This window comes from Clostridium sp. AF50-3 (assembly GCF_003477445.1).
Taxonomy (GTDB): domain Bacteria; phylum Bacillota; class Clostridia; order Lachnospirales; family Lachnospiraceae; genus Otoolea; species Otoolea fessa.
In genome coordinates this window covers 88,061-102,465 of sequence record NZ_QUDH01000012.1, presented here as the reverse complement: position 1 = coordinate 102,465, position 14,405 = coordinate 88,061, and the positions used below count along the sequence as shown (strand labels likewise).

The window sequence follows — 14,405 nt, the reverse complement described above, 5'->3', positions numbered from 1 at the left end:
CGAACGCATCCCCCAAACCCGTAAAACCCGGTCTATATCCATTCTTAGGGAATGGTGATGCCCGGAAAATAAGGGAAGTCTCAATCTATGGGAACGATACCTTTCCGTGAGGAATTCTCACAGGGAAGCTCGTGACTTTAGTCATGAGAGGACGTCACACAGGAAACCTCGTCCGATGCAGTCGGACGGCGATGAATGCGGTATAACTGAAAAATAAGTGAAGATTGCACTTTTTTTATAGGAAAGACCGCTTACGGCGTTTTCTTGAGCTGAAGCATGCCAGTTTTTATGTGGGCATTTTCTATGAAAGGAAATCGCTAGTACCAATTGAAAATGTATTTTCGCCCAGATAACAGCGCACCGGAAACACATACTGTTATCGTACCCAAAAAACAAATAAAGGAAATGAGAGGCGAAAGAAAAAACATGAAGAGAAACGAAATTTTTGTAGGAAATTTATGCCTGGAAGTAACCAGACGCTGCAATATGGGATGCGCACACTGTCTACGGGGCAATGCTGAAGATCTGGATATGAGCCATGAGACGATCGAACAGGTCCTGGGCCAGGTAGATGTAATCGGACAGGTTGCCTTTACCGGCGGGGAGCCATCCCTCAATGTGGATGCCATCCGGTACTTTTTTGCGCAGGCAAGGAAATACGGGAAACTGCCGCGCTCTTTCTTTGTCGCAACCAACGGGAAAGCAAATCAGGAGGAACTGGCCATAGAACTGTTAAAGCAGTACCCGGACATGGAAGAGCAGGAATTCTGCGGCGTAGCGTTATCCATCGATGAGTGGCACGATCCGCAGGATTATGACCGGTCTATCTTGAAGGGCCTGTCATTCTACAGCGATTGCAAGGAAAAGCCGGACGGCTATAGCCTGATCCCGGAAGGACGTGCAGTAAAATTGGCGATCGATCCGAAAAAGATGATCCATCCAACATCGGCGCACATCGTTCTTTCCGGAAATTCCGACCCGGATGCCGGAGCGATCGAAGTGGAGATGCTGTATGTTGCGGCTGACGGGAAAATCGTGGGAAACTGCGATATGTCTTATGCACGGATCGAAAAGGAAGCTGAATATACCATCAGCGGCTTTCGCGCGGCAGTAGACAAGCTCATCGAAGAATTAAGCTGATAGCAGAAAAGCAAAGGGAAAGCCTGGAACACTCCCGAGAAACAAAAAAAGACCGAAAGCTTCAATGAAGCGCGTCTGGAGCGGTATCTGGACGATGACATTATATTACATTTTTGGGAAATGGTATATTGAAAAAGAAAGTAGAATGAGAGGTGCAAAATGAGATTGCCACAAGAAATATTTGCAGAAGAATTATGGGCAGAGTGGTTTTTTAATTACGGTAATGTTTGTAAAAAGACATTGCCGGATAAATTGAGAAGATGTAATTTAAAGCTCAGAAAAGGGAAAACCTTAGATGATGTTAAATTAATAATAGGTAGAGCTTTAAAGGATACTCCTTGTATTGCTTCTAAACAAATAGAACGCATTGCAGAGGAAGCAGACAAGGTTTGTATCATAGCTAACTGGGAAGATGCGGTTGCTAAATACAAGGGATAGGATGAAAAACATATAAGAAAGGATGACGCGCATCTAAAAAAGCGCGGCAGAAAGGGAAACAATATGAGCAAATACATCACACTATCCAGTGACTACCATGTTCTTTGTCTGAACGAAAATGGAGAAATCGAAAGACAGCTTCAGGCAGATGATCCGATTTTCGAAAAAGCGATCGAAAAAATGATCGAAAGCTTCAATGAAGCACGTCTGGAACAGTATCTGGACGATGACATGGCGAAAAAATGCTTAGGGTATACAGTCAAGGATAAGATCCGTTCCATTCGTATGCAGTTTGCAGGAAAAAAGGATGAGGATGGCAATCCGTACATTAAGATCATCACTGAGACGCATCCAAGAACACTGGTCATGACTAAGAAGGTCCGAGCGTTTCTCGATGACTATATCAGCGCGCAGTTTTGCGACGGATGGGGAGAAGGATTCTTCTACCCGTACAATAGCTTCCAGATCGGTCAGATGAGACTGGCAGTGGAATAATAACAGACAAACAGGCCTGATCCCGAATGGGACGGCCTGTTTTTTGCGTTCGTCTAACCGTTTTTCGCTCTATCCGTGATGCCTCCGCTGAGCGTTCCGGTGAACCCCGTGAACGATCAGTGGCTTCCTGCCCCTTTAGGGGACGGGAGTTCCATTGCCAACCAATACGGCCATAGCTTAGGTGTCTGTTCCAAAGAAGCAGAACCCACACCATGGTCAATGGCAGGCAGGTGCTGGTGCATCGCAGTCCGGGACAGGAACTTCTGCCTTGTCCCGGACACCTGACTCTTTCATTCCGGTTACCAGGTTTATATGAGCCATAGGATTTTATGAACAGTTCCATTTATGGATTAGGCTGCTTGGCAGCCTTTATAAACTCTTACAAGATCCCACAGTGTCTTCATGGTGCGCTGTGGGGTTTTTGGTATCTTCGGACAATCTTCGCATTTTGCGTATTCCCGGAGGAAAAACCTTGCCCCGATGTTCTGGGCAGCGGAAAGGTCACAGTTGTAGATCTTGCCGTTTTGGAACGTACAGATACTGTAATTGTACTTCTTTTCCCCATGAACCCAGCGGTATACGCTTTTCCGGTCCGTAACACCGGACCCGTCATACGCATACCTGGAAGTTCCCCATGCGCACACGCGGGAAATCCGCATGCTGTTGCGATGCGCCTGGAGTTCGACGCGTTTCTGGACATCCTTCGCGCGCCATAAATGAATCCGCTCCCGGTACCGTCCGCCTTTCTTTCTGCCGGAAGTATCGAGATGTTCGAACACAATACAGTCGACGTTATAGAGTGCTGCCACTTCCATCAGTTTTCTGGTGGTTTCGATGGACAGACGCTCATTTGCCTGATCAACCCACCGGTAAACGCAATGGCTCTTTTTGCCAGCCTGTTGATACTGGCGCTTCCGGTTAATGGCATGGTTCAGCCGGCCTTCTTCATTCGGCAGATGGATCACTCCTTTGCCGAAGACAGTACCAACTTTATCCATGACACACCAGGATGCGGCAGCGTTGATTCCGAGATCTACTGCCATCACCAGATAATTCAGCGGGTTGCTGTCGTCAACCAGTTCCTGTTTTTCCTCGAAGCTGAAACGCAGGAAGAACTTCCCGTTTTTCTTGATGACAACTGGAGACATCATGCTTCGAGTCTGTGACAAAGCATGGATATACCTTGCGTCTGACGGCTTCATGCGGAAGCGGTACCATTCCCAGGATGTTCCATTGTACAGTTTCAGGCGGATAGCTCCATCCGGGAGTTCGTCGATGCCGCGTTCGCTTTTATAGAAGGTCAACTCGTAACGGGTCGGATAGCCGATGGATGGTTCTTCTCCCCGCTCATCTGCCGGAGTCTTTTCCCAGTTATCATGATTCGACCGGTAGGAACTGACGACACCAAGCGCGTCCGCGATGAGCGCACGGCGGACTCCGGCCGGCATGTTCAAAAACCGCCGGTCGAATTCCGGGTATTTTGCCTGATTGTCTTTTGTGGAATGAATGAGGGTATCCGCAATCCGTTTGCGGTGAGGCTTCCCTGGTTTCGCTGTCGTAGGAAACGCGGCAAGGTAATCCCATTCCGTAAGGAAAACATCCACACAGTATTTCAGAGCATCCAGACAGCACGCACTGCAGACAGCCATCAGTCTGTCATCGACTTTCCCGTAAACACAGGGGTTATCTTCGGTGACCCTGGCCTGTTGCAGGATGGGTATGTTGTAACTGGTAATGATCTTCATGTGGCGTCCTCCTTTCCGAAACAGATTATCGAACGACATTTGCGGCATATCGCCGAAATGCCTTGTTGACTATGTATTTATTATACCCTATAATGATACCAAACACAAGTTCGATGAACATATTTATGAAAATATAAGATTTGGGAGGTTTTCTATGGATGATTACATCAAAACACGGCATTCCGTCTATATGCTGACATATCACGTCATCTTTGTGACGAAGTACCGTAAACCGGTCATTACAGATGAGATCGGGGATTTCATGGTCGGATATGCAAAACGGTTGTGTCTCGGATATGGTGGGGAACTGGTTTCCGGGGAAACTGATCGGGATCACATTCATCTGCTGATTTCCCTGCCGCCCCAGCAGACAGTATCACTGGTGCTCCGGAATCTGAAAACACAGCTGTCCAAGGGAACCAGAGCTGTTCCGGAATACAACGAGGTGATACAACGATATCTCTATGGAGATGCACCACTCTGGTCAGGAAGCTATTTTGTGGCAACCACAGGGAGCGTTTCCATGGAGACTGTCAGGCAATACATTGAAGCCCAGCGAACAGACGAGCACCAGCGCAAGTATGAAAAACGTTCTGGGTATTGGTACGGACAAAAGACCAAACGGAACCCCCGCCCTAAAAGAAACAAAGAAGGCTCCCGTTAAGGGAACCTTCCGATTAAGAAACTCCGTTGGCCGCGCTTTCACCGCGGGCGGACCCCGGGCGACGATGCCGGCTCGGAGTTTGCGCACGGAACATTATCATTTTTTTGAGACACAGAGCGCTTTCATAGTCTCGAAATCACCGGTGTAGGCGGTGCGCTGTCCGTCAAGGGCGTGCTCATCCAGTAGAAAATACGCGCTCGTTTCCGCCGTATCATCCCAGGTCACATCGATGATCTTCTTGACCCCGTCGATCATAACGGTATCCCACGCATGGTAACTATCCAATGTCATCCCGACCACCGGATCTACCTGCAGATCACAGTAAGTACCGAGCAGGTAGAAGAGCCCCGCGTACCCGTAACAGGCCGTTTTCCCGGACGCCCATGCATCCACAGCCAGCTGCCGTTGTTCTGACACCTCATAGGTCAGCCGGTTCCGGATCGCGTCATGGATGTAGGATGCTTTCTGATAGTCACCCATACCGGCAGTAGCGGCTTTCATGGCCTTGGCACTCTCATAAAACTGTGCCAGGGGCGCAATGTCGTGGGTCGGCTGCTCGCCCTCCAAAATAATCAGACGCTCGCCTGATACAAGATACGGCGTCCGTGCGTTTAAGGCAGAGTACACGACCCGGTAAAAGTAGGACGGATCTTTGGGATAAACTCCGATGATACCGAGTCGACCGTCTGTCGTGTTGACTGTGCCGTTTCTCGGGTCAGTCCCACAGATCGCAGCTAAGGATGTATCCACCGCGATCCGGCGCATGGTTTCGTCCGTTTCATTTGCGTACAGATCCGTCAAGATGGCAAGGGCCTGTTTCGCTTCCTCCGTATCCGGATAGTTCGTTTCCACGGATGCAACCCGGCCGGGTCCGACCGCGGAATTTGCCGTCCCTGCTGCGTAAGCTGTGCAGGGTGTCGCACACAGACCGACAGCGCACGCCAGGACGGCGGCAGTTCTTATAATGTAGTTCATTGGAAACCCCTCCTGTTCGTTTCAAGTCCCATTCAGTATGGCAATCACGGAGCAAAACGCTGATGGCTTTCCCGTGCGTACCGAAAATTCCCACGTATGAACAGGCGATAGAACAGGCAGATCCGGCCAAACAAATACCATAAAGGACGAAAAGTCGAATTCCGGCTTGCCGATTTTGACCAAAAAGTGTTATCCGCAAAAAGAGCCTCACGGCAACATCCGACATACTGAAAGAAATCAGAGAGGAGGAGATGTCAATTGATATCGGAAAAGAAACTCTACGAAACACAGGCAGAATGGGCCCTGAATCACACACGCTATCCGAATATCATCTGGGCGGAAGACCTGTTTGATATCACGATCGTCCCGTACCAGGGCTCCATCCGGAAGCTCCCGCATTACGCGGACATGAAAGACCGGCTGGAAATTTACGGACTCATCGTGGTCATGCATACCATACAGGAAGTGCGGATCCTGGAATGCCGGGCGGATGTAGCAGGAAACCGGCTATACATCACGGAAGGGGTCTGGAGAAAATTCTGGAAAGAAATAAAAAAGAGTATTGCAAGCGCCATGGCAGAACACGGTCTTCCGGTTAACCCGGGCTCATGCCTGGACCTGCAATTCATGCCAAGTCCGAAAGCGAAACAGAAAAAAATACAGCCGGTTGATGTATGGACCAGAAGAAAACAGAGCCTTTTAGATGACTCAAGAAATTTATTCTACTACGGCGGAACAAACGGGGTGATCCATGACCGGGATTGTCCGGAACTGAAAAAGATCAACCCGAAGGACTTACAGGCATCCGCGACCGGGCCGGAAGAACTGGGATACTGCCCGCGCTGCGCGTACCGCCTGTATGCAAGGGTCGCGTGTGCCCCGATCTCCAAAGAAGTGGATGCGGTGGAACACTTAGTTCGCAGACACCACATCGGGATCAGCCGGTGGATCCACTACGTAGAGGACGAGGGACTGAAGCTTCACGTGCTTTCCTTAACGGAATACCAGGCTTCCTGCAACAAAGATTCCTGGATGATCCGGGTTGACGAAGACGGAAAGATGCACCTCTGGCACAACAACTACATCCATACGGATGACGGAGGACGGTACGTGACGACGGGGCTCCATGACCAGGGCATCGTCTCTAAAACCTGACCCTGATGTTTGACTTGATCTGTCACTATGACTGGACGTACCATCTGGTACCAGAAGAGGACACGAAGATAGAAGATACGGAGGAATTAAGCGAAACAACCATCGCCATCCAGTCAAAATTAAGGAAACTTTCCAATCAGAACATGGCTGTCAGAAAGCGCGGCGTGATCGAGCGCCGGATACAGGAACCGGAGCTGTTATCCGGAACGTTGCCGGCGAGATCTCTGTTTGGAGAGACGCAGAAAGGACTCCTTGCCGGACTGACGCTGGCTACATCCACGGAGGATGATGATAAAAGCCTTTCTACAAAACTGGAAGGAAAAGAAGAAAGAGAAGCGCTTCCCGTATTCAGCGAGTCATGGAAGGCACCTTCCGAAATGTTGCCTGTCATGGGTGGATTCGGGAATAAGAATGTCTTTGAGCGGCTGGAAGCGCTGAGGAGAGAAAAAGAGGGGGAAGAATTGGAGTAAGTCGAAGGGGGAGATGAAGGCGTGTAGTGGTCTATGCGAAAAAATATCATTATCCATATGCAATCTATTAGGAGAATAAAAGTATGGGAGCTGTAAAAATATCAAAAGGTATCTATGAGTATAAAGGATTCAGAATTAGTAATTGTGGTTATTACGAACCTGACCATTGTATATGGTGGGAAGCCATTGACATGAAAACTGGATGTGCCGATTATCACGCAACTACAAAGAAGTTTTTAATGGAACGAATTGATAACGATTTAAAAAATAAATCCAAGTTCTGAATAATCAGAGGAGGTTTTTTTGCCTGCGAGCGGAGAATTGGTCACTATCCATACCCGCTGAACAATCTGAATTTCCATATGACCTTTCGTAATTTATACGGAAGGTCCACGCAAGGAAAACGTAGCAAGGAATTGTCATGTGTACGACATACTGATTGCGAAGTTAAGAGTGTATCCGGTACTACGGCTGTGGCGTAAGAGCCCGAATACAAATATGAATTTGACGCTATCAACGTTGATAAAACAGCAAATATTCCTGTTAATTTCGATGGTATTATGGGTGTACCAATTACATTTTTAGACAACTATAATCCTGACCAATTTGAAATTATTTGGCTTGATGGTACTGATGCCATTAGATGGTACGGTAGTGGTCCGTCACTTAATGGGAAAAAGAAGTATCGCAGATTATTCATTCGTAAGAAGCAGGTGGATGATGGATAAGCAAGAGGAAGAATTGCAAATTTTTAATATGGCGAAACAGGATATTCCATTTTTGAGTCATTTAGAATTGGTATCCCATAATGATCGTCCTGATTTTGTCCTAAAAGATAAAAATAATAGAAAAATTGGTTTGGAACATTTTAGAGCAGACGTTTATCGAGTACAAGATAAAAATAGTTCACATATTAGTGGCGGACATACTATTCTGAATAATTCTAAAGATGAATTATTTCAGAAATACCATCCTTTCGCTGTTAATGGTACGTGGAATGATGAAATGGTAGAACAGGCAGCTACCGAAGCGAGTGAACTTCTCCTAGATTTTATAGATATGCGAAGCATTATGAGTACGAGGCATTCCTTGACAATCTTCGCGTAGGCCTTCATGGCAGATCTCCTAAATGGAATGGACATATTCGGAAAAGTAAGAATTATCCTGACCGAGAAAGCTACAATTTGATGGGATTTCTAATTGAAATTCCTATACCTTCATTTGACTATTATTTTGAAACAGACTGGTCGCAAAAGATGTCAAGATTTCAATCGTTATTATGTCACTTTCCATTAAAGTTGCAAGGATTTGAGCGGATACCAAGGAGATTTAATGAAGCATATTCGCATCAAAAAATTAACGGACTTCCGATAACAAACGAGATCTGGAATGAATTAAATATATTTGAAGAGATTGATTTTATTATCATTGAGACTTACGACGAAAAACATCCTACAGAACATTATGGACAATATTTTGATAACAACACGCCAAAACCTCGAATGTACCCAGCTTTTTCGTTTGGATTTACTGATATAATCTCTACAGAGGTTCAAATAGAGCATAAAAATGGCAAAACGAATGCCACATTCACTTCGCATACAAATCGGCTTAAATATGATGTTGTCATAACCAAAACAATGCTGAAAGCCGAAAGACGAAAGCAAGATAGGAAATCAAGGAAGCATTTCGATGAGGCCACAAGAAAATTTCAGAATAGATAAATTCTTTCAGAACCTTACGGATACGGAACGCGACCAGATCCTTAATTATGAACTAACAGTATACATTTGCGAAGGTACGGAAAAAGAAAAGCTAGAATGATTCAAGATCATCAATATTGCAGGCGAGACTTTAACAAACCAGGAGCTTCTGAATGTGGCATACACCGGCCCGTGGCTTGCTGATGTAAAAAAACTACCTTTCTAAGTGAAACTGCGTAGCTGGAGCGATGGCAGAAGGTTGTATCAAGGGAAATCCGATCCGCCAGGAATATTTGGAAAAGGCACTTACATGGATTGCGGACAGAGATCAGCTGGAATCTGGGCAGATGTATATGGCAGTTTATCAGCATGATGTGGATGCAAACGACCTGTGGCTTTACTTCCAAACGGTAATCAACTGGGCCAAAATGTTATTCTCCGTTAAACGCAAAGGAGTTACGGATGCACAGGAATGGAGTACCTTTTACAACAAGTTCCATGGCAAGCAGTATAATTCCAATGTTTTAAAGGCAGATGTACAACGTCTGCTCATGAATGATGACGTAACAAAGAATGCGGGCATCGTCCCATATGTACTGTCCGATCGCACAAAATATGACGAGAAGTATCTTTCCATTCGGGCTTTCACAGATGCTCAAAAACGTAGAACTTATGAACATCAGCATCATAAGTGCCCCTACTGCGAAAAAATGGCATCGATAAGGAATATGCATACAATGAAATGCAGGGCGATCATATCATTCCGTGGTCTCAGGGCGGAAGAACGGTAGATGACAATTTGCAGATGCTTTGCCAGAGATGTAACAACGATAAAAGTAATCATTAAAACGTATTGCCGCCAGCAGGTTTCTGGCGGCTTTTCTCTCCCAGCCGCACACCTTTCCAGATCTCGCCATACCACCGGACCCTGTCCCAACAGGGCCCGGTTTTCATTTGCAAAAATACGTCCTTTCCTCGCTCCAACAAAGCCATACTGAATATGTCACAAAAATAAAAGGAATCGAAGGAGGAAAAAAAGAATGGAAAAACAAACCATGAAAATGTAGCAATGAAAAGTCATGCCAGGGCGATACAAAAACCCGGGTGATATCACAGAGAATGAGAAAAAAGAAAGGGGAATAGTATGAGTGATAGAAAAAAGCCATATACCAATCAGGAGTTATTTAATGTACTATGTGGGCTGGTCGAGTTTCCAGAGTGTCTGCGGTCTGTGATGCCGGCTATTAACATACGATCGATCAGGCAGGCAGACGGACTGTTCTGGAATCGTCTGGAATTTGGTAGAGACGGAAATATTTTTCTGGAGATCGGGCTGGAATATTTCGAGCCAAAACATGAAATCATCAATCTTGGATGCTTTATGACGCCAGATACCAGCCTGCAGGCAATGACAGACATGGGCAAGCTGCTTGCGAATCTTGTATACGTCGCAAATGATTTCATACAGAATAATTGGGACGATCTCCAGTGGGAAGGATACCGGGTCGATGTCGTCGGAGATGATGGAGAGGCATCCTTATTGGGCTACTATGATACGATCGATGTAGCAAGACGTGAAGCATACAAGCTCTTACGCTTGCAGCCATCGTTAAACGTACGAATCTTCGATTGCAGCAAGCGCATAGAATCGTACTGTCGCATGGAGACGCTCATGCGCTAATAGAGGGACACTTTGGAAGAACACAAACAAAAAAGAATGTCATGATCAGAAAACAAATCGAGAAAGAGGTGCCGTTGGCATCTCTTTTTTTGGAAAAACATCAAAAATAACCAAAAAGTGTTATCCGCAAAAATACATTCCGAAAAGACGATACATACTGATTCTGTCATGGGATTTTAAGGCGGGAGCAGCTGCTCCACAGCCTCAGAGGCTTCCTTGGAGGATTTAGTGTCTGCCCCGTGTGTGCGGGGATGAACCTATCTCCTGCTGCAATTTGAGTTTTTCCTGTGCGTCCGCCCCGTGCGTACGGGGATGAATCTCAGAACATAACGCCTGTATTTTAGGATGAAAAATCTGCCCCGTATGCACGGGGATGAACCTATGAAGAAAGCCATTCATTTTGTGGAGGGAGCGTCTGCCCCGTATATACGGGGATGAACCGGTGACCTCCGGTACTGTCGGACGCAGCGGTAAGTTTGCCCTGTGTGCACGGGGATACCTTAATAGCCAACAAAAAAACACCGCAACACGGAAACGACACAAAAATATCCATGACATTTGCCACGAGAGACGCCACGTCAGAATATCCGCATTTGGAGCAGGATAGCTCCACCGGAGGACACAGCGGCGTCCTTTTTTGTTTTTGACCAAAAAGTGTTATCCGCAAAAATACATTCCAAAAAGATGACGCATACTGATTCCGTCATGGAACTATAAGGTGGAAGCAACTGATCATCAGTAGCAGAGATTTTCTTGGGGAATTTAGTATCTGCCCCGTGTACGCGGGGATGAGTCTGGCGTTTTTTTGCTTTTTTGACCAAAAAGTGTATCTGCCCCGTGTACGCGGGGATGAGTCTAAGAACCCAAACTGCCATTATCGAAAATTCGTAGGTCTGCCCCGTGCGTACGGGGATGAACCGGCTCGACTTGCCAGTAATGTACTTGGAGAATAGTCTGCCCCGTGTACGCGGGGATGAACCCACGGCTTTTTCCTTGGCATCTCATGCATCATAGTCTGCCCCGTACACACAGGGATGCCTGAACAGCCAAAAGAAAATAACCGCAGCATGGGCGGCACAAAACTATCCATGACATCACGAGAAGCACGGCGCCAGAACTTCCACATTCGGAACAGAACAGCTCCACTGAGGACGCAGTAGCGTCCTTTTTGTGGTTTTTTACCAAAAAGTGTTATCCGCAAAAAATCCACTCCCAACCGGGGCCATACTAATGATATACTAAAAACCATAAGCACTACGGAGGAAAATGTTATGACATTATCTGAAATTCATGAAGCCCTGCAGCAGCACGGCTATATATCAAATCCATATATTGATTTTGCGGTATCCGGCGCGATGAGCGGGACCCCGTTATTAGTGGAGGGGGATCCGGGCGTCGGAAAGACGTCCCTTGCATACGCCACCGCAGACATGCTGGGACTGGAACTGTTGCGCGTCCAGTTCTATGACGGTCTGACATATGATAAGATCCTGTACGATTACGACTACCAGAAACAGTTACTCTCCATTCAGGCGATCCAGGGCGCGCTGACGGATGCCTTTCCGGAAAACGCTCCAGGAATCCTTGGATACCGCAAGCACCATCAACTTTTACGGGAAGGATTTCCTGATCGAACGCCCGGTCTTAAAGGCAATCAGTGGGAAAAAGCGTTATGTCCTGTTGCTGGATGAGGTGGAGAAAGCTTCCGAGGAGATCGAATACACTCTGCTTGAGGTCCTGGAAAACTTCAGTATCTCCATCCCGCAGTACGGCACGGTAATCTGTCCGCCTGATATGCGTCCAGTCGTTTTTTTGACGTCCAACTGCTACCGTGACCTGTCACAGGCATTAAAACGCCGCTGTAACTACCTGTTCATCCAGCAGAAGACCCCGGACGAGTTACTGGAGATCCTGCGTATGCAGGCCGGCGTCGTTCCGGAGATTGCGGCATCTGTGGCAAACTGCGCAGAAAAGATCCGCGGTCTCTCCTTAAAGCAGCAGCCATCCATTTCTGAATACAGTAACTGGGCCAAATACTTATCCACGATAGACGAGCATCTGGATAAGTCCGTGATCCCGGCTTCCTACTGCATGATCGCCAAAAACCGTGAGGACCAGCAGCGGCTGATCGCAGCACACCTGTTTTAACGGGGGAGGGATGCGGCATGGATGGAAGCATTCTTGAATTTTTCACCGGGTTTTGCTCGTACTTACAGGACCACGGATTCACGGTATCGGAAAGTGAGCTCGCGAGACTGGTAAAATCCATCGGGGAAGCAGGCATTGACATCACAAAAGAAGAGGAGGTCGTGACAGCCTCCACCGTCTGTCTCGCAAAAACCGGGGAGCAAGCAAGCATGATAAGACCTTTGTTCCGGGAATATGTCATGCAGAAGATCCTGCCGGTCACGGAACAGGAACAGGAAGCGCAGAAAAAAGAGCGGAAAGAAGCCCTGGATGTCCTCACACAGGACCGGTTAAAAAAGATCAGTGACCTGGAAAAGGAAAAAGAGCGGATCCGGGAAGATGTCCTCGCGAAGGCACAGCAGGAGAAGAAGCCAGCCAAAAAGGGCACGAAAAAGACGGAATGCGGAGTATCCGGACTTCCGGACCCGGAAAAGAAGATCCTAAAAGCGTTCCTTTCTGGAAAGGAACTCGCGGATGAGGATTTAAAAGCCCTTGCGAAGAGTCTCATGGACCAAGCCGGGAAAGACCTGGCTGCCGGGAAGTTGGCGCAGGCGCAGGAAGCCATGGATCTGGCGAAAAAGGCCGGAGCCTGTCGGACGAAACAGACAAAGAAAGCGGAAGACCTGCAAAAAGCGATTGAAAACGCGCAGAAAAGCACGGAAAAACAGATTGAAACCATGAGACGAGAGATCACGAAGGCGGAAGCGGAATATAGAACCGCCTGCCAGAGGATCGATGACGCATTAAGGAAGCAAAAGCAGGAAACAGAAACCAGTAAAGACAGCCTTACGGTCAAAGACAAGTCCATCCTGCACCGGGCTGAATTCACCGGGGGCGGAAGCGTGCAAGTCCTGGCACCGCAAGTGGAAAAGATCGCGGAAAAACCGTTCAACCGGTTAAGTGATGCCGATAAGGCACTGGTCCGTGATTATCTAAGACAGAACCTCTTGGCGTTTAAAACCCGGATGACCAGGAATATCAACAACCACCAGAGGCTTTCCATGAATCTGGAGGAGACACTCCGGGAAGCGATAAGGACCTGCGGAAAGCCCATGAACTTAATCTATAAGCTCCCACGGCGCGGAAAGGCAGATCTTGTCCTGATCCTCGATGTATCAGGCTCCTGCAAAGCGGCATCGGAGCTCATGCTGACCTTTATCGGCATCTTAAAGGAAATCTTCCCGCGCGGATGCAGTGCGTTCGCGTTCGTGAACTCCCTTTATGATATTTCCGGGATCTTTGAGACGGGAAATGTGGAAGAGAGCGTGCGGGAGGTTCTGGATCTCATTCCGCGCGCCGGACAGTATTCCAATTATGAAGTCCCGCTGCGGGACATGTGGGAGCGCCACCGCAACCGCATCACGAAGGACAGCATGGTGATCTTCATTGGGGACGCAAGGAATAACAAGAACGACCCGGGAAAGGAATACATCCGCAATATCTGCAGGAAGGCAAAGCATGCCTACTGGCTTAATACGGATGTGAGTGATAAATGGGACCAGGGCGATTCCATTGCGTCCGTGTACGGACATTACGCCAGGATGTACGAAACGGTCAACATTCAGCAGTTATTGGGATTTATCATGGAAATGAGGTGACCATATGGCAAAACATTTTATACTGGCTGTCGATGACCAGTTTAAACAATCTTATCCGAACTTTACCGGATCGTTGAGGGGAAATTACGGGAGCAGGGGAGAGAACTGGGGCCAGATATCCGAGCCGGAAAGTCTTCAAGCGGAAACTTAAAGA

17 protein-coding genes are annotated in these 14,405 nt (G+C 47.4%); 15 read left to right on the top strand and 2 right to left on the bottom strand.

Annotation, left to right across the window (positions count from 1 at the left end):
• Positions 1 to 426: 426 nt before the first annotated feature.
• From DW085_RS13465 to DW085_RS13455, 3 genes are all read left to right on the top strand, one after another.
• Complete coding sequence (locus DW085_RS13465; RefSeq protein WP_182430886.1) at positions 427 to 1,140, top strand: radical SAM protein; 714 nt, start codon at positions 427 to 429, stop codon at positions 1,138 to 1,140.
• A 159-nt stretch (positions 1,141 to 1,299) separates the two neighbouring features.
• The gene (locus DW085_RS13460; protein WP_118493180.1) at positions 1,300 to 1,578 is read left to right on the top strand and encodes a hypothetical protein; all 279 of its coding nucleotides are present in this window, start codon (positions 1,300 to 1,302) and stop codon (positions 1,576 to 1,578) included.
• Positions 1,579 to 1,641: 63 nt separating this feature from the next.
• Positions 1,642 to 2,073, top strand: a complete 432-nt coding sequence (locus DW085_RS13455) for a hypothetical protein (protein WP_118493179.1) — start codon at positions 1,642 to 1,644, stop codon at positions 2,071 to 2,073.
• A 350-nt stretch (positions 2,074 to 2,423) separates the two neighbouring features.
• Here DW085_RS13455 and DW085_RS13450 read toward each other — a convergent pair whose 3' ends face one another.
• Positions 2,424 to 3,818 carry a hypothetical protein gene (locus tag DW085_RS13450; RefSeq protein WP_118493177.1) on the bottom strand — a complete coding sequence of 465 codons (1,395 nt, stop codon included), beginning with the start codon at positions 3,816 to 3,818 and terminating at the stop codon, positions 2,424 to 2,426.
• 154 nt (positions 3,819 to 3,972) lie between these two features.
• On the opposite strand from DW085_RS13450, the gene tnpA reads away from it, so the two are divergent.
• The gene (gene tnpA / locus DW085_RS13445) at positions 3,973 to 4,482 is read left to right on the top strand and encodes an IS200/IS605 family transposase (RefSeq protein ID WP_182430885.1); all 510 of its coding nucleotides are present in this window, start codon (positions 3,973 to 3,975) and stop codon (positions 4,480 to 4,482) included.
• A gap of 96 nt (positions 4,483 to 4,578) precedes the next feature.
• On the opposite strand, the gene DW085_RS13440 is transcribed toward tnpA, so the two are convergent.
• On the bottom strand, positions 4,579 to 5,457 hold the full coding sequence (locus tag DW085_RS13440) for a transglutaminase domain-containing protein (RefSeq protein ID WP_118493173.1): 879 nt from the start codon (positions 5,455 to 5,457) through the stop codon (positions 4,579 to 4,581).
• Positions 5,458 to 5,715: 258 nt separating this feature from the next.
• On the opposite strand from DW085_RS13440, the gene DW085_RS13435 reads away from it, so the two are divergent.
• The 11 genes from DW085_RS13435 (at position 5,716) to DW085_RS13380 (ending at position 14,251) form a co-directional block, all read left to right on the top strand.
• Positions 5,716 to 6,612: a hypothetical protein gene (locus DW085_RS13435; RefSeq protein WP_118493171.1), complete on the top strand. Its 897-nt coding sequence runs from the start codon at positions 5,716 to 5,718 to the stop codon at positions 6,610 to 6,612.
• A gap of 5 nt (positions 6,613 to 6,617) precedes the next feature.
• Positions 6,618 to 7,082, top strand: a complete 465-nt coding sequence (locus tag DW085_RS13430) for a hypothetical protein (protein WP_118493169.1) — start codon at positions 6,618 to 6,620, stop codon at positions 7,080 to 7,082.
• 83 nt (positions 7,083 to 7,165) lie between these two features.
• Entirely contained in the window at positions 7,166 to 7,366 is a 201-nt protein-coding gene (locus DW085_RS13425; RefSeq protein ID WP_118493167.1) for a hypothetical protein, read from the top strand.
• A 228-nt stretch (positions 7,367 to 7,594) separates the two neighbouring features.
• Positions 7,595 to 7,810: an adenine-specific methyltransferase EcoRI family protein gene (locus tag DW085_RS13420; RefSeq protein ID WP_118493165.1), complete on the top strand. Its 216-nt coding sequence runs from the start codon at positions 7,595 to 7,597 to the stop codon at positions 7,808 to 7,810.
• Positions 7,800 to 8,189, top strand: coding sequence for a hypothetical protein (locus tag DW085_RS13415; protein ID WP_182430884.1), 390 nt, complete (start codon positions 7,800 to 7,802; stop codon positions 8,187 to 8,189). Before DW085_RS13420 ends, DW085_RS13415 begins: the two co-directional genes overlap by 11 nt.
• Before the next feature lie 80 nt (positions 8,190 to 8,269).
• Positions 8,270 to 8,806: a hypothetical protein gene (locus tag DW085_RS13410; RefSeq protein WP_118493161.1), complete on the top strand. Its 537-nt coding sequence runs from the start codon at positions 8,270 to 8,272 to the stop codon at positions 8,804 to 8,806.
• 227 nt (positions 8,807 to 9,033) lie between these two features.
• The gene (locus DW085_RS19880) at positions 9,034 to 9,576 is read left to right on the top strand and encodes a hypothetical protein (RefSeq protein ID WP_118493160.1); all 543 of its coding nucleotides are present in this window, start codon (positions 9,034 to 9,036) and stop codon (positions 9,574 to 9,576) included.
• 353 nt (positions 9,577 to 9,929) lie between these two features.
• The gene (locus DW085_RS13395) at positions 9,930 to 10,466 is read left to right on the top strand and encodes a hypothetical protein (RefSeq protein WP_118493157.1); all 537 of its coding nucleotides are present in this window, start codon (positions 9,930 to 9,932) and stop codon (positions 10,464 to 10,466) included.
• Between the two features lie 1,271 nt (positions 10,467 to 11,737).
• Positions 11,738 to 12,157: an AAA family ATPase gene (locus DW085_RS13390; RefSeq protein ID WP_118493155.1), complete on the top strand. Its 420-nt coding sequence runs from the start codon at positions 11,738 to 11,740 to the stop codon at positions 12,155 to 12,157.
• Complete coding sequence (locus DW085_RS13385) at positions 12,051 to 12,614, top strand: AAA family ATPase (RefSeq protein ID WP_182430882.1); 564 nt, start codon at positions 12,051 to 12,053, stop codon at positions 12,612 to 12,614. The genes DW085_RS13390 and DW085_RS13385 overlap by 107 nt, the downstream gene beginning before the upstream one ends.
• 17 nt (positions 12,615 to 12,631) lie before the next feature.
• On the top strand, positions 12,632 to 14,251 hold the full coding sequence (locus DW085_RS13380; protein ID WP_118493151.1) for a VWA domain-containing protein: 1,620 nt from the start codon (positions 12,632 to 12,634) through the stop codon (positions 14,249 to 14,251).
• The last annotated feature ends 154 nt before the right edge of the window (positions 14,252 to 14,405 follow it).

What these genes read in the sequence shown, in the direction of transcription:
- DW085_RS13465 (WP_182430886.1), top strand. Translation starts at nt 427, where the DNA reads ATGAAGAGAAACGAAATTTTTGTAGGAAATTTATGCCTGGAAGTAACC.
- DW085_RS13460 (WP_118493180.1), top strand. Translation starts at nt 1,300, where the DNA reads ATGAGATTGCCACAAGAAATATTTGCAGAAGAATTATGGGCAGAGTGG.
- DW085_RS13455 (WP_118493179.1), top strand. Translation starts at nt 1,642, where the DNA reads ATGAGCAAATACATCACACTATCCAGTGACTACCATGTTCTTTGTCTG.
- DW085_RS13450 (WP_118493177.1), bottom strand. Translation starts at nt 3,818, where the DNA reads ATGAAGATCATTACCAGTTACAACATACCCATCCTGCAACAGGCCAGG.
- tnpA (WP_182430885.1), top strand. Translation starts at nt 3,973, where the DNA reads ATGGATGATTACATCAAAACACGGCATTCCGTCTATATGCTGACATAT.
- DW085_RS13440 (WP_118493173.1), bottom strand. Translation starts at nt 5,457, where the DNA reads ATGAACTACATTATAAGAACTGCCGCCGTCCTGGCGTGCGCTGTCGGT.
- DW085_RS13430 (WP_118493169.1), top strand. Translation starts at nt 6,618, where the DNA reads ATGTTTGACTTGATCTGTCACTATGACTGGACGTACCATCTGGTACCA.
- DW085_RS13425 (WP_118493167.1), top strand. Translation starts at nt 7,166, where the DNA reads ATGGGAGCTGTAAAAATATCAAAAGGTATCTATGAGTATAAAGGATTC.
- DW085_RS13415 (WP_182430884.1), top strand. Translation starts at nt 7,800, where the DNA reads ATGATGGATAAGCAAGAGGAAGAATTGCAAATTTTTAATATGGCGAAA.
- DW085_RS13410 (WP_118493161.1), top strand. Translation starts at nt 8,270, where the DNA reads ATGGGATTTCTAATTGAAATTCCTATACCTTCATTTGACTATTATTTT.
- DW085_RS19880 (WP_118493160.1), top strand. Translation starts at nt 9,034, where the DNA reads ATGGCAGAAGGTTGTATCAAGGGAAATCCGATCCGCCAGGAATATTTG.
- DW085_RS13395 (WP_118493157.1), top strand. Translation starts at nt 9,930, where the DNA reads ATGAGTGATAGAAAAAAGCCATATACCAATCAGGAGTTATTTAATGTA.
- DW085_RS13390 (WP_118493155.1), top strand. Translation starts at nt 11,738, where the DNA reads ATGACATTATCTGAAATTCATGAAGCCCTGCAGCAGCACGGCTATATA.
- DW085_RS13380 (WP_118493151.1), top strand. Translation starts at nt 12,632, where the DNA reads ATGGATGGAAGCATTCTTGAATTTTTCACCGGGTTTTGCTCGTACTTA.